Raw genomic sequence first — 16,857 nt, forward strand, 5'->3', positions numbered from 1 at the left:
ATTATTATACCGTATTTTTAGGTCGTTTTTGTATAAGTTTTACTATATATTTACCAGTGTATGTACTTGATCTTTCTTCAGATGGTATTCTATTATTTCGACTTCTTTATACTCACTTATGATTTTCTTAAAATTTTTCCCATGCTTTTTCTGTATTGACTGTATACAATTTTTGTTTGTACTTAGGTGTAAATATATACGATATTTACACATACATTTTAGTATGAGATAGGATAGGTTAGTCTTATTAACTATATAAACGCCTTTCCTTTATTAAATGGCTTAAACAACTCCATTATAAAGGAAGCTGTTTTTTTTGTAAACTTACATTTCTACACTTGCATAGTGGGGAGATATATTATTATACGCTTTGAGTACTCAATTGACTATGACTAAATTCAATAATAAAAAATTTACCCTAAGGACTAGGGTAAATACTCTATGAGAAATATGAAAATTTCACATTTAAGATACTAATTTATAGTCATTTTTTCTTAGCTTCTTGGAATTTTGCCCATACTCCTGCTTTTGTTAAAATACTTTTAACAGTTTCAGTTGGTTGAGCTCCGTGTAATAAGTATTTTAAAACTTCTTCTTCTTTTAATACTACTTGTTTTTCTTCTTCGGAAAGTGGGTTGAATGTTCCTAAGTAAGCAACTGCTTTTCCATCTCTTTTTGATAAAGCCTCCATAGCAACTATTCTATAGAAAGGAACTTTTTTTCTTCCTAATCTAGTTAATCTTAATTTTAACATTGTATTTTACCTCCATTTATTTAATAACTTGAAAATTTATTATTTTTAAGTATAATATGATTATACTTAATTTTTTGAAAGTTGTCAAGTTTTTTTTCTTTACAGTATGATAAACGCAAAAAAAATATAGAAAAAATAGTATATATAATATTATTGATATATCTTAGGGAAGAAGCTGATAAAGAAGAATTGACAAGATTATACAAACATCATAAATCTTTGCAAAAAATGAGGTTATAGTATGATGATATTTGAAAGAATAGTAAAAATTAGATTTTTAGAAATCCATCTACAGCATTTATTAATATAGTAATGTGAACCTGTTTTTTTATCTGCATATTTATGACATTCAAAAGTAACATTTCCAAAGATAGTAATAACTGTTCTTTTAAAATTTTTTACTTTTTTTCATCTGAATCCAAAAAGCTGTTATCTGCTCTTTAGATATAAACTTTAAAGAGTGTTTCAAAAACCTTTACGATAAATAGTTTGAACTGCTGTTCAAACGGAAGCTTGGAAGAAAATTAAAAAAAGTCTTTACAGGTGAGAAAAAATCTGATAATTTTGAACTATAAGTTATCGAACAGGTCTATTGTATTTTTTTTAAGATAGTTAAGTATATGTTTTGATAGTTTCATTATAAAGTAGGAAATATTATTTTTGTCACTAAGTCTATTTCTATTCCTGCATATTTTCTCAATTCCATGATATATCACAATCATCTTCATATATGTATTTTTACTTCAAATTAAACTATCTTTTTTAAAGGTTAACATTTTGGAACATTGTGTATCAATTAAGACAAAGGAGAGAAAATTGAAAAATAAAAAAAGGATGAAACAAAAAGAACACTTTTTAATTGATTTCAAAATGAGAATCTGATTAAATTGAGGTTGTTATTAAATAATTGTTGTGAGACAATACATATGTGACGAAAGTATATAAAAAAAAGAAAGGTTTCTGATATAATGTAAGTCTACCAAAACCATATTAAGAAAGAAACATTTTTAATTATTTTTTAATTATGAAGTTGATTTTATGACGAATATAGAGTATAATAGATTTGGATTTAAGTATGAAATGATATTGTGATATAGGATATTGTTGAAAAGAAGTTTAAACTTTGGATGTATGAGGAAAGGAAATAATATGAAAAAAAGAAAAAAAGTAGTACTAGGAATGTCTGGCGGAGTTGATTCTTCCGTTGCGGCAATTTTGCTTAAAGAACAGGGTTACGATGTAATTGGAGTTTTTATGAAAAATTGGGAAGAGAAGGATGAAAATGGGGTTTGCATGGCAGAAGAGGATTATAAGGATGTGATTGCTGTGGCAGAGCAGTTGGAGATACCTTATTATTCGGTGAATTTTGTGAAAGAATATTGGGACAAAGTGTTTACATATTTTCTAGATGAGTATAAAAAAGGAAGAACACCCAATCCCGATGTGATGTGTAATAAGGAAATCAAATTCCGTGCATTTTTGGACTATGCGATGAAACTTGGGGCTGATTATGTGGCAACAGGGCATTATGCGAGAATTGCTCACGAAGAAAAAGATGGGAAAATCAAATCGACTATGTTAAGAGGAATTGATGATAATAAAGATCAGACATATTTTCTTTGTCAGTTAAGTCAGGAGCAACTGGAAAAAGTTTTATTTCCATTAGGAGAATACACAAAGCCACAGATTCGTGAAATTGCTGAAAAATATAATTTGGCAACGGCAAAGAAAAAAGACAGCACAGGAATCTGCTTTATTGGAGAACGTGATTTTAATAAATTTTTATCCCAATACTTGCCAGCAAAGAGTGGAAATATTGTAAATACGCAAGGAAAGGTATTAGGGCATCATAATGGACTTATGTATTACACAATCGGACAGAGAAAAGGAATTGGGATTGGAAATACAAAGGAGGGAACTGGAGAACCTTGGTTTGTTGTGGATAAGGATTTGGAAAAAAATGAATTGATTGTAACGCAAGGTGATAACTCAGTACTTTATTCAAAGGGATTAATTGCAACAGATTTTAATTTTATAAATGAGGCACAGTTTCCAATAGAATGTACTGTAAAATTTAGATACAGACAAAAAGACACAAAAGCTGTGATTAATAAACTTAACGAAAATGAATATGAAGTGATTTTTGATGAACCGCAAAAGGCTGTAACGCTGGGACAGATTGTGGTTGCTTATGATGGTGAAGTTTGTCTTGGTGGAGGAATTATTGACAAAATTATAAAATGATTTAGATTTTATAAAGGTATTAAATATAATATTAGTTATATGGGAAATAAATTAAAAATTAAGATTAGATAACTATTTAAGATAACGCAAAAACATTTTTTTATTTTTCTTAATTACTTGACAATTAATAGTTCTGATAGTATAATAACATAAAGATTGTTCTAATAATAAGAAAAGTTTATACCTAATTAAAATACTAACATCTCTAAAATTGTATTATACAAATTATAATTTTACAAATCTGAATAATCTTGTTTTATAAATAATATTTTATTAATATATTAATTTTATATAATAAAGGAGATGAACAAATTTGAAAAAATCAAAGCTTTTAATAGGAATATTCACTATTTTTAGTATAATGTCAATAGAGAATAAACTTTATGCTTATAATGAAATACAAGGTATATTTAAATCAGGAAATAGAGAAAATAAAAATACATCGGATAGTAAACAAACAAAAAACGAAAATATTCAGATACCACCACAAGTAGAAATTGTTAATGATCCTATGTGGGAATATTATATTGAATATCATGAAAGAATTGATGCAGAATTGCAAGATGTTTATTATAATCCTTCTCATGAAACCGCAATAAGACATATGGTTTGGGTTGAAGTTCCTATATGGAAATTAAAAAATGGACAAAAAGTTTCAAGTAAGGCAAAAGTACAAGTATTAAATTTATTAGCAGAAGATGTAAAAAGTATATTTACTGAAATATACAATGGGCCAGAAAAATTTCCTATTAAATCGTTAGGAGGATATAATTGGCGTCCTAATGGATTAAAAAGCCTTCATAGTACTGGCCGTGCAATAGATATAAATCCTGATGAAAATCCTCAGCTAGATGTTGAAGGAAAAGTATTGGTAGGTAAAAAATGGGAACCAGGAATAAATCCTTATTCTATTATTCCAGATGGTGATGTTGTAAAAGCATTTTCTAAGAGGGGATGGACTTGGGGAGCTGCATTTTCAAGAGCTGATTATATGCATTTTGACTTTTAATTATAAAAATTTATATATAAAGATAAAAAAGTACCAAAAAACTATATAATAAAAATGTTTAGAGGTACTTTTTTTATTTGTAAATTTATTTTCCTTGTTTGTTTACCGATATTGTGTTATACTTTTACTATAATATAGTGTTATTTAGAAATTAGACCTAAAAATTATAATTATTGATTTAAAATTTTAGAATAGTTTAATTTTTATTAGTCGTGTATTTACTTTTATTTGACAATAAAATTACATAAATATAAAAATATGAGTATAAAATTGAATTTATGACCTTTTTTATATAGATGAAGGAGGAAAATGAAAGAATTAATATTTTGCTTGAATGCAACAATGCCTGTATTTCTGATTATGATACTTGGGTATATCTTTAGGAAAATAGGAATTATAGATTTAGAATTTGCGGATAAGATGAACAGATTTGTATTTTTGGCACTTTTGCCTGTACTTTTGTTTAAAGAATTGTCGCTATCTGATTTTTCGGCAATTTGGGATTTGAAATATTTGATGTTCTGTTTTTTTGCAACATTTTTTTCAATAATGATAATGTGTATTATTTCAGTTTTTTTGAAGAATAAGTCAATTCGTGGGGAATTTATTCAAGCTGGATTCAGAAGCAGTGCTGCTTTGCTTGCTTATGCTTTTGTGCAGAATGTGTATGGAGAGGCTAAAATTGTGGCTCTTATGGTAATTGGAGCTGTCCCTTTGTACAATGTTGCTTCAGTTGTGATTTTGATGTTACTTAGTCCAGAACAGGGGAAATTGAATAGAGTAGTTTTAAAAAATACGTTAAAGGGAGTTATGAAGAATCCTTTAATACTTGGAATTTTGGCTGGAATGATTTGGGCATTGTTAAAAATTCCGCAGCCAGTAATTATGAAAAAATCAATTTCGACATTTTCTGCAGCGGCAACTCCTCTTGGATTACTTGCACTTGGAGCAAGTTTTGATGTAAGAGAAGTTTTTTCAAAAATAAAAATTGTATTAGTTTCGTCTTCATTCAAGCTGCTAATTCTTACAGCAATATTTTTACCAATAGCAATAAAATTTGGATTTGAGGATGAAAAGCTGGTTGCTGTGCTTGGAATGCTGGGAAGTCCAACTACTCCAACTTCATTTACTATGGCAAGAGGAATGGGACATAATGGAGCTGTAACTTCGGGAACTGTTATGATTACTACGATTATGAGTATTTTTACATTAACAGGATGGCTTTATATTTTGAAAATTGCAGGATTAGTATAAATTTGTTAAATAAATAAAAATTTGGTATAATAACAGAGTATTGCGAAAATCATAAATTTTTAAAAATAAAACATTCTGGAGGAAAAATAATGAAATTGAAAAAATATGCAGTGATTGGAATAATGATGGCATTGCTAGTTATTGTAGGGTGTGATAACAAGGGCAATGACAAAAATGATAAGGATAAAGTAAAAGTAACGAATGTAAAAAGGGATATTTCAACAGAGGAAATTGCAAAATATAATGAATATTCAAAATTAAGCGATGTACCAAATTCTGAAGAATGGAATACATTTTTTATGGAGATAAAAAAAGAGGAATTTCTTAATGAAACTGGAAATATAAAAAATATTTCGGAAGTGCCGACATTTACTGAAAATTTGGATAGTTCAATTAACCTGATTGGTGAATATATAAAAGAAATTACTGATATAATGCAAAAAAGCCCAAAAATGGAAGCTATTGATAAAAATGCTGAAAATCTGATAAATTCATTGGTAGAGGAACAAAAGGTACTGACAGAAATTAACGATTATTTTGAAAAAGGTGATTATAAAGCTGATAAGCTGGCAAAAGTCGGAGAATTGAATGACAAGTATAAAGTTGTATTGCAAAATAGACAGGAAAATCACAAAATTTTTGCTAATTCATTACATGAAATTGCTCAAATAATTAATCAAAAAATGGAGAATCAATTACAAAAAGATGGTAAAACAGCAAAATTGAATATTTTAAAATTTGTAAATTCCGTAAATGAATTTGGAAAAACAGCATTTGGAAAAAATAATCTAAACTTTGATGAAAATGAAGTAAAAACATTAGAAGAAGCTAATAATAACGTTCAAAATGCATATAAAGTAGTATCTGAAATAACACTAGAAAATGCTAAAAAAGAAAATATAAGTGAGTCAGATTTCAAAAAAATAAAGGAAAGTTCAAAAACGCTATCAGAAAATATGCAAAAAATGGTAGCAGGCGTAAAAAATCAAAATATTCAGGATGTAGTAATGAGTGCAAGTAATATTTTGAGTGCAAAGACAGATTTAGAAAATGTGTTTAATCTTTTAATGGTACAAAAATAGAATTTATACTAAACTCTATTTATAATAAAACTGTTATTAAATAAAATAAGCTGATATTTAAATGAAAAAAATTTGAATAACTATAAAATAGGTGGGTAATAATCGCTCACCTTGTATTTTTTATTCTGATTTTTTAGTATTTAACCATAAATAAAATATATCGAAATATATAAAAGTTATATATTATAATTATTGACAAAATATCGAAAAAAATGTTATTATTATAATATATTTAGAAATTAATTTGTAAATTTTAGTATATAAATGAAAGCAGGAGGCGGTAGAAATGAAAAAAATAATGTTGCTTATGGTTTTTGCATTAAGTGTATTAATGTGCAGTGTTCAGAAGGATGAAAAAGAAGAAAAAGCCAATGCTAACGGTATTCCTAAGAAAATAGTGATTGGGCTTGATGATTCATTTGTTCCGATGGGATTTAAGAATGAAAAAGGAGAGATTGTAGGGTTTGATATTGATTTGGCTAGAGCGGTTGCTCAAAAGTTGGGTGCTGAAGTTGAATTTAAACCAATAAACTGGGATTCAAAGATACTAGATTTGAATGGTGGAAATATTGATTTAATTTGGAATGGACTTACTATAACAGAGGAAAGAAAAAAAGAGACTGAAATGTCAAAACCTTATTTTACAAGTCATCAGCTTATAGTGATTAAAAAGGATTCAAGCATTAATGCAAAAGCTGATTTAACAGGAAAAAATGTTGGAAGCCAAACTGAAAGCAGTGGAGAAGAAGCTGTGAAAAAATCAGGTGAGGATAAAAAATTTAAGGAATTTAAAACTTATGCTCAATATGACCAGGCATTTATGGATCTTGATGCAGGGAGAGTTGATGCAATTGTAGCAGATGAAGTGTTGGCAAAATATACTAAAAAGACAAAAGAAACACAGGCTAAAAAAGATCTCTATAAAATTTTAAGCGAGAACTATGGAGAAGAAGAATATGGAATTGCTGCTAAAAAAGGAAACACAAAATTAATTGAGGCTATAAATAAAGCTATTAAAGAATTGAAAACAGACGGGACTTATCAAAAAATTTATTCAAAGTGGTTTAAAGATTAATAATGAATCAATCATTATCAATATTTGTAGAATTATTAAAAACATTACCTAATGTTGCAATATTATATGTGTTTACAATCCTATTCTCCGTCCCGTTAGGAATTTTAGGAGCGTTAGCATATACAGGGAAAAATAAAACAGTAAAATTTTTTATTTCAGTTTACACTTGGATATTTAGAGGAACTCCTTTAATGCTTCAGTTAATGGTGGTTTATTATGGAATACCGCTTATGAAAATTGGCGGATACAAAGTTGTGTTAGAGCCATATACGGCGGCAACTATTACTTTTATTATAAATTATGCGGCATATCTTGTGGAAATTATGAGAAGTGGAATAGAAAGTATTGATAAAGGACAGCATGAAGCTGCAAAAGTTCTTGGTTATAGTTACTGGCAAAAAATAATATATATTATTTTGCCACAGGCAATAAGAAGAGTACTGCCGACATTGGGAAATGAAGCAATTACACTTATAAAGGATACTTCATTAATCTATGTTCTCGCTGTAACCGAAGTTATGAAGCGTACAAAGGAATTAGCAAACATTTACTATAATATTACGCCATATATTTGTGCAATTATCATTTATCTTGTATTAAGTTTTGCAGTTGATAGATTGTTTAAAAATATAGAGAAAAGAAATAAAGTCAGAATTTAAGAAATTTTAAAATTAAAGAGGACTAGGAGATAAAGAGTGAAAAATGAAAAAATAGTAGAAGTAAAAAATTTGAAAAAACAATATGGCGATAATATAATTTTAAAAGATATTAATTTACATATTAATAGAGGAGAAGTTGTCTCATTAATAGGGCCTTCTGGAAGTGGAAAATCGACAATTTTACGTTGTATTGTAGATTTAGAGTCGATAACGTCAGGAGAGATTTTGATTGAGGGGAATAATCTGACAGATAAAAATGTAGATAAAAAAATTAAAAAGGAAATCCTGCTAAAAACAGGAATGGTTTTTCAAACTTTTAATTTATTTCCTCATCTATCAGTTAGAAATAATATAGTAAAGACTTTAAAGCTGGTAAAAAAAATTGATACATCAGAAGCAGAAACTATTGCAAAAAAAATGCTAGATTTAGTGGGATTATCAGATAAGATGAACAGTTTTCCAAATGAACTTTCAGGAGGTCAGAAACAACGTGTAGCAATAGCAAGAGCATTAGCATTACAGCCAGACATATTACTTTTTGATGAGCCAACTTCAGCACTTGATCCAGAACTTGTAAAAGAGGTACTGGATATAATTAGAAAATTGAAAGAGCAAAAGATAACGATGCTAATTGTAAGTCATGAAATGAACTTTGTTCGTGAAATTTCAGATAGGGTAGTGGTTATGGAAAAAGGTAAAATACTGGAAACAGGGACTTCGCAACAAATTTTTGAAAATCCATCTTCTCAAAGAGTAAAGGAATTTTTAAATACAAATAGTTAATCTAGATTAATTTAAGAGTATCATAAGCATACCCTTTTATAATCTTAATAAATTTTTTTTAAAAATTCTACTTTTTTACTTGTATATACAATATAAAAATGATATAATATAAAAAAGTATTTAAAACAGTTGACTTTTAAAGTAATAAATAATATAATCTTTTTAACTACGGAAAGTAAAAATAAGGCAAAATAAATTAAAAAGAGGTGAAATATGGACGGTTTTATTAAGATAAGGAATTTGGTAAAAGAATATAAACTTAATAATGGGCAAGAATTACTAGCTGTAAATGATGTAAGTCTTGACATTGAACAAGGGGATATATATGGAATTATGGGGCTTAGTGGAGCTGGTAAATCTACACTTATAAGACTTCTTAACAGGTTAGAAGAACCTACTTCTGGAGAAATTCTTGTAAGGCATGAAGTTATTGATAAAAAAAAGAAAAAAAGTCTTGGATATGAAAATAAGAATATTCTAAAATTTAATACAAGACTTTTGAGAGAATATAGAAAAAAAACTGGTATGATTTTTCAGCATTTCAATTTGCTAAATTCAAAAAATGTTGCTGATAACATAGCTTTTCCGTTGCAAATTTCAGGATGGAAAAAAAGAGATATTAAAAAAAGAGTGGATGAACTACTTGAAATTGTAGGACTTTCAGATAAAAAACTAAATTATCCCGAACAACTTTCAGGAGGACAGAAGCAACGTGTGGCGATAGCTAGGGCATTAGCAAACAATCCGCAATTACTGCTTTCAGATGAAGCAACATCAGCACTTGATCCAAGAACGACTAATTCTATTTTGGAACTGTTAAAGGATATAAATAAAAAATTTGGAATAACTATAATTTTGATTACTCATCAAATGGAAGTTATAAAGAAGATCTGTAATAAAGCTGCAATTATGTCAGATGGACAAATTATTGAAAAAGGTGAAACAAAAGAGATTTTCCTAAATCCAAAAACAGAACTTGCAAAAGAATTTGTACAAAATATTTCACACGAAGAATTTAGAACAGAAGAAGAGATAAAGAGCCGTGAAGAAAATAATGGAAAATTACATCTAAGCCTTAAATATAACGAAGAACAGGTAAACGAGTCATATATTACAAAAATTATTCGTAAATATGATGTTGAAGTAAATATTCTAGGTGGATTTGTTGATAAAGTAGGCGATATTATCGTTGGAAATTTATTAATAGAAATTTCGGCAAATGAAGAGAAAGCAAAAGATATTATTGAATGGCTGAAAGAAAATAAAATAGATTCGGAGGTGGTATAATGAGAGTAAGATTTGACTGGGTTAAATTTTTACAATTTCAAAATATGGCTGAACCCCTTTGGGAAACAATTTATATGGTATTTATTTCGACAATTATAGCATTAATTATCGGACTGCCAATTGGAATTTTGCTTGTTACATCTGATGAAAAGGGTGTAAAGCCAAATAAAACAATTCATAAAATATTAGATATGATTATTGTAAATATTACAAGGTCAATACCATTTATAATTCTGATGGTTTTATTAATACCGCTTTCAAGAATACTTGTAAATAAATCTTATGGAAGTGTCGCATTTATTGTTCCTCTTTCGTTAGGATCTGCACCATTTGTAGCAAGGATTATAGAAGGAGCGTTAAAGGAAGTAGATGATGGGCTTATTGAAGCTTCAAAATCTATGGGAGCAACAGTTTCTGAAATTATTTTTAAAGTGATGATACCAGAAGCACTGCCTGCACTTGTTCATGGTTTGACGTTAACATTAATCAGCCTGATTGGGTATTCTGCGATGGCTGGGACAATCGGTGGTGGTGGACTTGGAAATGCTGCTGTAATTGACGGTTATCAAAGATCTAAGCCAGAAGTAATGTGGCAGGCTACAATTGTTATAATCGTACTTGTACAAATTATACAGTTTGTCGGTAACAGTATTGTAAAAGCTCTTATGAATAAGAGAAAAAGAACATAACATAATAAATTAAAATAATAATTTTGTAGATTATACAAAAAGGGAGATGATTATATGAAAAAAATTTTGTTAGTTTTAGTAACAGCATTATTTTTAATAGCCTGTGGAAATTCAGAAAAATCTTCAAAAGATTCTGGAAAAATTGAAAAATTAAAAGTTGCTGCCACACCAATTCCTGCTGGAGAAATCTTGAAATTTGTAAAGGATGACTTAAAAAAGGAAGGAATAGAACTTGAAATAGTAGAGTTTAATGACTATGTTCAACCAAATAAAGTGCTACAGTCAAAAGAAGTAGATGCTAATTTATTCCAGCATACTCCATATATGGAAAATTTTGGAAAGAAAAATGGATTTGAGATGACAGCAGTTGGGAAAATATATTTACCTACACTTGCACTTTATTCAAAAAAAATAAAAAATATTAACGAATTAAAAAATGGCGATACAATATTGTTGCCAAATGATCCGACAAATTTGGCTCGTTCATTAATTCTGCTGGATAAAGCTGGAATTATAAAATTAAATAATAACAAGAATGTGGATGCAACATTAAAAGATATTGTAAGCAATCCAAAAAATATAAAATTTGAAGAGCTTTCAGCAGAACAGCTTCCGCCAAGATTACCTGAAGTTGCTGCTTCAATTGTAAATAGCAGTTTTGCATTAAATGCAGAATTGTCATATAAAGAAGACGGACTTGTAAAAGAAGATAAAGATTCACCTTATGCAAATGTCCTTGCAACATTGAAAGGGAACGAAAACGATCCTAGAATTCAGAAATTGTTAAAGGCACTACAAAGTGAAAAAGTAAAAAAATATATGGAAGAAAAATATAAAGATGTAATTGTTCCAGTATTTTAGTAAAAGTTTGTAAAATAAATTATAAATAAAAAATTTTTGGAGGTATTTATGAAAAAAATATTATCACTATTATTAGCAACAGCACTATTTTTAGTAGCTTGTGGAAGTAAAGGAACAGAATCAAAAGGAGGAGCTGCATCAGGAAAAACTGAAAAGTTAGTTGTAGGTGCGACACCAGTTCCTCATGCAGAATTATTAAATTTGGTAAAGGATGACTTGAAAAAAGAAGGGATTGAACTTGAAATAGTTGAATTTAATGACTATGTTCAGCCAAATAAGGCACTTGCAGATAAAAGTATAGATGCAAACTTCTTCCAACATGTTCCATATATGGATGATTTTGGAAAGAAAAATAACATTGGATTGTCAGCAGTTGGAAATATTCATTTGGAGCCAATGGCATTATATTCTAAAAAAATAAAAAATATTAATGACTTAAAAAATGGAGATACTTTAATTATTCCTAACGATCCAACAAATGGAGGACGTTCATTAATTCTGCTTGATAAAGCTGGAGTTATAAAATTAAAAGATAATACAAAATTAGATGCTACACCAGCTGATATTGTTCAAAATCCCAAAAATATCAAAATTGAAACATTATCAAATGAACAAATTGCACCAAGATTATCAGAAGTTGCAGGAGCAATCATAAATTCAAACTTTGCAATTGATGCTGGAGTTACAAAAAATGAAATTATCTTGATTGAAGGTAAAGACTCGCCTTATGTAAACATTGTTACAGTATTAAAAGGAAATGAAAATGACGAAAGAGTTAAAAAATTAGTAAAAGCACTGCAAAGTGAAAAAGTTAAGAAATTTATTGAAGAAAAATATGAAGGTAGAGTAATTCCTGCTTTCTAATAAATATTTTTAGCTAAAGGTAGCCTTAAATTAAGTTTTAGGGCTGTTTTTTTATTATGTTTATAAATCTATCAAAAAAATTATGTTTTTTTGTTTAAATCCTTGAAATATATTTGAGAAAAATGTATAATATGGTATTGCTATAAGATATGACGTCTTTTAGCTGGATAGTTTTAGTTATCTAAATATCAATATATAAAAAATAAGGAGAGGAGAAATTTTCCTTAATCTATTAGAATTATTTAGAATGAGTTGATGTAACATCTTTACCGTATACTGTAGTCGTGGATTAATAGCTAATTCTAATATATTCTGAATATTTTAATGGAAATGAAGAAAGAATGAAAAAATTACTTGTAATTTCGCTATTTTTAGCCAGCGTTAATTTAATTTATGCAGAAAATGAAGCTAATGAAGGCAAGGCCGTACCTGCAGCATCAAAGACGACTGTGCAGAAAGCAACGGAGAATAAGGAGGAAACGCCTACACCTGTTCCACAGAAAAGACCTGAAGGATTTTGGAATTTTTATGCCAAACAGCAGGCAAAGCTTGTAAAGGATAATGACAGGGCAATGTTTGAAGATGTCAGCACGAATGTCAAGGCACAGGAGGATTTTTATAACTATGTAAACGAAAACTGGGATAAAAAGACTCAAATTCCAAGCACAAAGCCTGCCTGGGGAGCGTTTTATGAACTGAATGAAAAAAATCAGGATTTTCTTCGAAACCTTATAAGGGAGCTAAAAGGAAAATCTTCATTGACTGCCGATGAACAAAAAGTAATAACGATTTATGACAGTTATTCAAATATGGAGAGAAGAAACAAGGAGGGGCTTACACCCATAAAGAATGATCTTGAAAAAATTGATGCCATAAAGAATATTGACGATCTTAAAAAATACAATGTTGAAGTTACAAAGACTGGTAGTTCTGAATTTTATGGATGGGGAGTAGGAACAGATTTGAATAACTCGAAAAATAATGCTATATATCTAGGAAGCGCAGGAATTGGGCTTTCAAGAGAATATTTTCAGAAAGATACAAGGGAAAATAGGGCAATACTTGAAGAGTATACAAGATATGTAAGTGATATGCTGAAATATCTGGGAGAATCGGATACCCTTGAAAGAGCTAAAAAAATAGTTGCATTTGAAAAACAGATTGCAAATACGTTGCTTACAAATGAAGAGCGTCATGATGTAAAAAAATATAATAATCCTGTAAAAGTAAGCGATTTAGGAACATTGTCTAAAAATGTAGATTTAGCAGAATATTTGAAGCAACTGAATGTAAATACAGACAAGGTAATAATAACTGAGCTAAATTATTATAAAAATCTTGATAGATTTGTAAATGATGCAAATATTGGTGTAATCAAGGATTATATGAAATATAACTTAATAAGTTCTGCAACTGGAGTGCTAAACGATGAACTTGGAAAAAGAAGCTTTGAATTTTTTGGAAGACATCTGAATGGTCAGAAAGAAAGGGAAATACTTGAAAAAAGAGCATTAAACTTTACAAATGGAAGTCTTGGAGAAATTATCGGAAAAATCTATGTTCAACGTAATTTTTCATCTGAAGCTAAGAAAAATACGTTGCAAATGGTTGATTACATTAAGAAAGCAATGAAGAACAGAATTGAGAAACTGGACTGGATGAGCGCTGCTACTAAGAAAAAAGCGTTAGAAAAATTATCAAAAATTACTGTAAAAATCGGATATCCTGATAAATGGAGAGATTTTAGTAAAATGACAATTTCAAGCAATGATTCACTTTATGACCAGATGAAAAAAATAAGTGAATGGGAATACAATGAAGATATGAAAAAAGTCGGAAAACCAGTAGATAAAACAGAATGGCACATGTCTCCCCATACGATAAATGCCTACTATTCACCAACGAGTAACGAAATAGTATTTCCAGCAGGAATCTTGCAATATCCATTCTATGATTATGGAAAATCAGAAATGGCAAGTAACTTTGGAGGTATCGGAACAGTTATAGGACACGAGCTTACTCATGCGTTTGATGTATCAGGAGCTTCATATGATGGTGATGGAAATGTGAGAAACTGGTGGACAGAAGAAGATAAAATGAAATTTGACGCAGCAACAAAAAAATTGGAAGATCAGTTTTCAAGATATTCAGTTGGAGGTGGAGTATATGTTAACGGAAAATATACATTGACTGAAAATATTGCTGATCTTGGAGGACTAAATATTGCCTATGATGCATTACAAATGTACATGAAAGATCATCCAAATTCTACAAAAGCATATTCGGACACAATAAACAAACTATTCTTTTTAAGCTTTGCAAGAATGTGGCGACAAAAATCAACACCAGAATACTTGAGAAATCTAGCAAAAACAGATTCTCATTCACCAAACATCTTCCGTGTAAATGGAACATTGATAAATATTGATGCTTTCCATAAGGTATTTGAAACAAAACCAGGAGATAAAATGTATAAAGCCCCAGAAGATAGAATAAAAATCTGGTAAAATAATTAAATAATAAAACAAAAACTATCTTGACTATATTGAGATAGTTTTTTTATATTCTATTTTTTCTCATATTTTCCTCAATGAAAAAGCTACCATTTTGTTTTGGTGGCTTTTTTCTTTTTATAGAAAGTAAGGGGAACTATCGCAATCTTTCTTTATTTTACAATAATAGTTATTTTAATATATCATAGATTGTAAAATATATTGCGACAAACTAAAAAAATGTAAAAACTCATGATAATTTCGTGTTAAAATGTTAGTAACAACAAAGCAACGCCATTCGAGAAATTTTTACACGAAATTAGTTTTTAAAAAAATTTGGTAAAATGTCGCAATTAATATTGCAATTTATGATATAAAATGGAAATTTATTACAAATTTAGAAAGGAATTTGTTATGGAAAATAAAACAGTGGAAGAATTAGTAAAAGAAAATAAAAATAATATGGTTACAACAACACAGTTAAGACAACTTTTGTCAAATTCAGTAATAGTAAAAAATAAAATATCTTCAAAGATATTAAAGAAAAAAGATAAATTATCAGATGATTTATTAAACGATGTAAAATATCTTTTAATAAAGCATACATATCAATGTGGTAGAGAATCTAAAGTAAAGGAATTTGATAAAAAATTTGAAATTTCAGAAAGATTGAAAAAAATAAAAACCAAAGAAGATTTTGATATATTTTATCGTTATTTAGAAGAAATAGTAGCATATGTGAAATATTATATTGGATAAACTAAAAATAAAAAATAGGAGTGAAAAATAGTTATGAATACATTAAAAGGAAAATTTATTATAACAGGGAAAATAAAAGTTTTAACAGGACTTCATAGAGGAACATCTGGAGATTTTTCGGCGATAGGAGCGGTAGATAACATTGTAATTAACGAATAAACCAATAATACCAGGATCTTCATTAAAAGGGAAAATGAGATACTTAAAAGAAAATGAAGATGATATAGAATATTTGAAATCAGAAATTGAAAATATAGTGAAATATTTGGAAAGTAGGAGAGAATAATGACTTATTTAATATATAAATTAAAATTTCCAAACGGAATTCATGTTGGTGCGAACAATTCTTTAGAATTGACAGACACAACTGTAAGTTCAGATGTTTTTTATTCTGCTTTTTATGCTGAATATATTAGAATATTTGGCGAAAATGATAGAGAATTATTTCAATTAACAGAAAATGATGAATTTAAAGTATCAGATTTGTTGCCTTTTAAAGAAATGAAGACGGAAACGGTTTTTTATGTTCCAAAGCCATTTGTGAATGATATTGAAAGAAAAAAAATGAGCAAGTTGTAGATAGAAAAAAGGTGAAAAAGTTAAGTTATATTCCTGCAAATAGATTAAATGAATATTTTGAGTTTCTGGAAACAAGAAAAAATTTTCCTGAAATAGATGACGATTTTGGAGAAAAGGAATTACATACTAAAAATAAGATTTCAAGAATTGGAGAAGATACAGAACTTTATAATGTTGAAGTTTTTAGATTTAATAAAGATTCAGGACTTTATTTTATTGTGTAATTACCAGAGAAATGGCAAGAAAAATTTGAAAATGTATTGGAAAGTTTGTCGTTGACAGGAATAGGTGGGAAAAAAAGTGCTGGATATGGACAATTTAGTATCACAGACGATGCTATGATATTTGATGGAGAATATTTTGATATAATTGAGTCAGAGGATGATAGATTTATAAATGAATCTTTATATAAGGAAAGTGATAAATATTTACTGTTGTAGTCATATTTGCCACAAAAAGATGAAAT

At 28.6% G+C, this 16,857-nt stretch carries 18 protein-coding genes; 17 read left to right on the forward strand and 1 reads right to left on the reverse strand.

Features of this window, described 5'->3' with window-relative positions; all coding sequences use genetic code 11:
- Window positions 1-484: 484 nt before the first annotated feature.
- Entirely contained in the window at window positions 485-754 is a 270-nt protein-coding gene (gene rpsP, locus HMPREF1552_RS09235) for a 30S ribosomal protein S16 (RefSeq protein ID WP_021744905.1), read from the reverse strand.
- Between the two features lie 1,149 nt (window positions 755-1,903).
- Here rpsP and mnmA point away from each other — a divergent pair.
- The 17 genes from mnmA (at window position 1,904) to HMPREF1552_RS12350 (ending at window position 16,831) form a co-directional block, all read left to right on the forward strand.
- Window positions 1,904-2,998, forward strand: a complete 1,095-nt coding sequence (gene mnmA / locus HMPREF1552_RS09240; protein WP_039901544.1) for a tRNA 2-thiouridine(34) synthase MnmA — start codon at window positions 1,904-1,906, stop codon at window positions 2,996-2,998.
- Between the two features lie 313 nt (window positions 2,999-3,311).
- The gene (locus HMPREF1552_RS09245) at window positions 3,312-4,007 is read left to right on the forward strand and encodes a M15 family metallopeptidase (protein ID WP_039901546.1); all 696 of its coding nucleotides are present in this window, start codon (window positions 3,312-3,314) and stop codon (window positions 4,005-4,007) included.
- 309 nt (window positions 4,008-4,316) lie between these two features.
- On the forward strand, window positions 4,317-5,261 hold the full coding sequence (locus HMPREF1552_RS09250) for an AEC family transporter (protein ID WP_021744908.1): 945 nt from the start codon (window positions 4,317-4,319) through the stop codon (window positions 5,259-5,261).
- An 89-nt stretch (window positions 5,262-5,350) separates the two neighbouring features.
- Entirely contained in the window at window positions 5,351-6,343 is a 993-nt protein-coding gene (locus HMPREF1552_RS09255; RefSeq protein ID WP_021744909.1) for a DUF3829 domain-containing protein, read from the forward strand.
- Between the two features lie 286 nt (window positions 6,344-6,629).
- Entirely contained in the window at window positions 6,630-7,418 is a 789-nt protein-coding gene (locus HMPREF1552_RS09260) for an amino acid ABC transporter substrate-binding protein (protein ID WP_021744910.1), read from the forward strand.
- A gap of 2 nt (window positions 7,419-7,420) precedes the next feature.
- Window positions 7,421-8,077, forward strand: coding sequence for an amino acid ABC transporter permease (locus HMPREF1552_RS09265; protein WP_021744911.1), 657 nt, complete (start codon window positions 7,421-7,423; stop codon window positions 8,075-8,077).
- Between the two features lie 51 nt (window positions 8,078-8,128).
- Window positions 8,129-8,860, forward strand: coding sequence for an amino acid ABC transporter ATP-binding protein (locus HMPREF1552_RS09270; RefSeq protein ID WP_196808137.1), 732 nt, complete (start codon window positions 8,129-8,131; stop codon window positions 8,858-8,860).
- A 213-nt stretch (window positions 8,861-9,073) separates the two neighbouring features.
- Complete coding sequence (locus tag HMPREF1552_RS09275; protein WP_021744913.1) at window positions 9,074-10,147, forward strand: methionine ABC transporter ATP-binding protein; 1,074 nt, start codon at window positions 9,074-9,076, stop codon at window positions 10,145-10,147.
- 44 nt (window positions 10,148-10,191) lie between these two features.
- Window positions 10,192-10,836 (forward strand): methionine ABC transporter permease, encoded by a 645-nt coding sequence (locus tag HMPREF1552_RS09280; protein WP_196808138.1) that lies wholly within the window; start codon window positions 10,192-10,194, stop codon window positions 10,834-10,836.
- A gap of 54 nt (window positions 10,837-10,890) precedes the next feature.
- Window positions 10,891-11,697: a MetQ/NlpA family ABC transporter substrate-binding protein gene (locus HMPREF1552_RS09285; RefSeq protein ID WP_021744915.1), complete on the forward strand. Its 807-nt coding sequence runs from the start codon at window positions 10,891-10,893 to the stop codon at window positions 11,695-11,697.
- Window positions 11,698-11,745: 48 nt separating this feature from the next.
- On the forward strand, window positions 11,746-12,561 hold the full coding sequence (locus HMPREF1552_RS09290) for a MetQ/NlpA family ABC transporter substrate-binding protein (RefSeq protein WP_021744916.1): 816 nt from the start codon (window positions 11,746-11,748) through the stop codon (window positions 12,559-12,561).
- 341 nt (window positions 12,562-12,902) lie between these two features.
- Window positions 12,903-15,068 carry a M13 family metallopeptidase gene (locus tag HMPREF1552_RS09295; protein ID WP_021744917.1) on the forward strand — a complete coding sequence of 722 codons (2,166 nt, stop codon included), beginning with the start codon at window positions 12,903-12,905 and terminating at the stop codon, window positions 15,066-15,068.
- 399 nt (window positions 15,069-15,467) lie between these two features.
- Entirely contained in the window at window positions 15,468-15,812 is a 345-nt protein-coding gene (gene csm2, locus HMPREF1552_RS09300) for a type III-A CRISPR-associated protein Csm2 (RefSeq protein ID WP_039901562.1), read from the forward strand.
- A gap of 33 nt (window positions 15,813-15,845) precedes the next feature.
- Window positions 15,846-15,971 carry a hypothetical protein gene (locus tag HMPREF1552_RS12945; RefSeq protein WP_021744919.1) on the forward strand — a complete coding sequence of 42 codons (126 nt, stop codon included), beginning with the start codon at window positions 15,846-15,848 and terminating at the stop codon, window positions 15,969-15,971.
- A 126-nt stretch (window positions 15,972-16,097) separates the two neighbouring features.
- Window positions 16,098-16,391, forward strand: a complete 294-nt coding sequence (locus HMPREF1552_RS11680) for a hypothetical protein (RefSeq protein ID WP_021744920.1) — start codon at window positions 16,098-16,100, stop codon at window positions 16,389-16,391.
- 11 nt (window positions 16,392-16,402) lie between these two features.
- Complete coding sequence (locus tag HMPREF1552_RS11685; RefSeq protein WP_021744921.1) at window positions 16,403-16,615, forward strand: hypothetical protein; 213 nt, start codon at window positions 16,403-16,405, stop codon at window positions 16,613-16,615.
- 51 nt (window positions 16,616-16,666) lie between these two features.
- Window positions 16,667-16,831 (forward strand): hypothetical protein, encoded by a 165-nt coding sequence (locus tag HMPREF1552_RS12350; protein WP_021744922.1) that lies wholly within the window; start codon window positions 16,667-16,669, stop codon window positions 16,829-16,831.
- Window positions 16,832-16,857: the final 26 nt, after the last annotated feature.

This window comes from Leptotrichia sp. oral taxon 879 str. F0557 (genome assembly GCF_000469385.1).
Lineage (GTDB): Bacteria > Fusobacteriota > Fusobacteriia > Fusobacteriales > Leptotrichiaceae > Leptotrichia > Leptotrichia mesophila.

Excerpts from the sequence above, each read along its gene's own strand:
- rpsP (WP_021744905.1), bottom strand. The coding sequence starts at position 754 with ATGTTAAAATTAAGATTAACTAGATTAGGAAGAAAAAAAGTTCCTTTC.
- mnmA (WP_039901544.1), top strand. The coding sequence starts at position 1,904 with ATGAAAAAAAGAAAAAAAGTAGTACTAGGAATGTCTGGCGGAGTTGAT.
- HMPREF1552_RS09250 (WP_021744908.1), top strand. The coding sequence starts at position 4,317 with ATGAAAGAATTAATATTTTGCTTGAATGCAACAATGCCTGTATTTCTG.
- HMPREF1552_RS09255 (WP_021744909.1), top strand. The coding sequence starts at position 5,351 with ATGAAATTGAAAAAATATGCAGTGATTGGAATAATGATGGCATTGCTA.
- HMPREF1552_RS09260 (WP_021744910.1), top strand. The coding sequence starts at position 6,630 with ATGAAAAAAATAATGTTGCTTATGGTTTTTGCATTAAGTGTATTAATG.
- HMPREF1552_RS09265 (WP_021744911.1), top strand. The coding sequence starts at position 7,421 with ATGAATCAATCATTATCAATATTTGTAGAATTATTAAAAACATTACCT.
- HMPREF1552_RS09275 (WP_021744913.1), top strand. The coding sequence starts at position 9,074 with ATGGACGGTTTTATTAAGATAAGGAATTTGGTAAAAGAATATAAACTT.
- HMPREF1552_RS09280 (WP_196808138.1), top strand. The coding sequence starts at position 10,192 with ATGGCTGAACCCCTTTGGGAAACAATTTATATGGTATTTATTTCGACA.
- HMPREF1552_RS09285 (WP_021744915.1), top strand. The coding sequence starts at position 10,891 with ATGAAAAAAATTTTGTTAGTTTTAGTAACAGCATTATTTTTAATAGCC.
- HMPREF1552_RS09290 (WP_021744916.1), top strand. The coding sequence starts at position 11,746 with ATGAAAAAAATATTATCACTATTATTAGCAACAGCACTATTTTTAGTA.
- HMPREF1552_RS09295 (WP_021744917.1), top strand. The coding sequence starts at position 12,903 with ATGAAAAAATTACTTGTAATTTCGCTATTTTTAGCCAGCGTTAATTTA.
- csm2 (WP_039901562.1), top strand. The coding sequence starts at position 15,468 with ATGGAAAATAAAACAGTGGAAGAATTAGTAAAAGAAAATAAAAATAAT.
- HMPREF1552_RS12945 (WP_021744919.1), top strand. The coding sequence starts at position 15,846 with ATGAATACATTAAAAGGAAAATTTATTATAACAGGGAAAATAAAAGTT.
- HMPREF1552_RS11680 (WP_021744920.1), top strand. The coding sequence starts at position 16,098 with ATGACTTATTTAATATATAAATTAAAATTTCCAAACGGAATTCATGTT.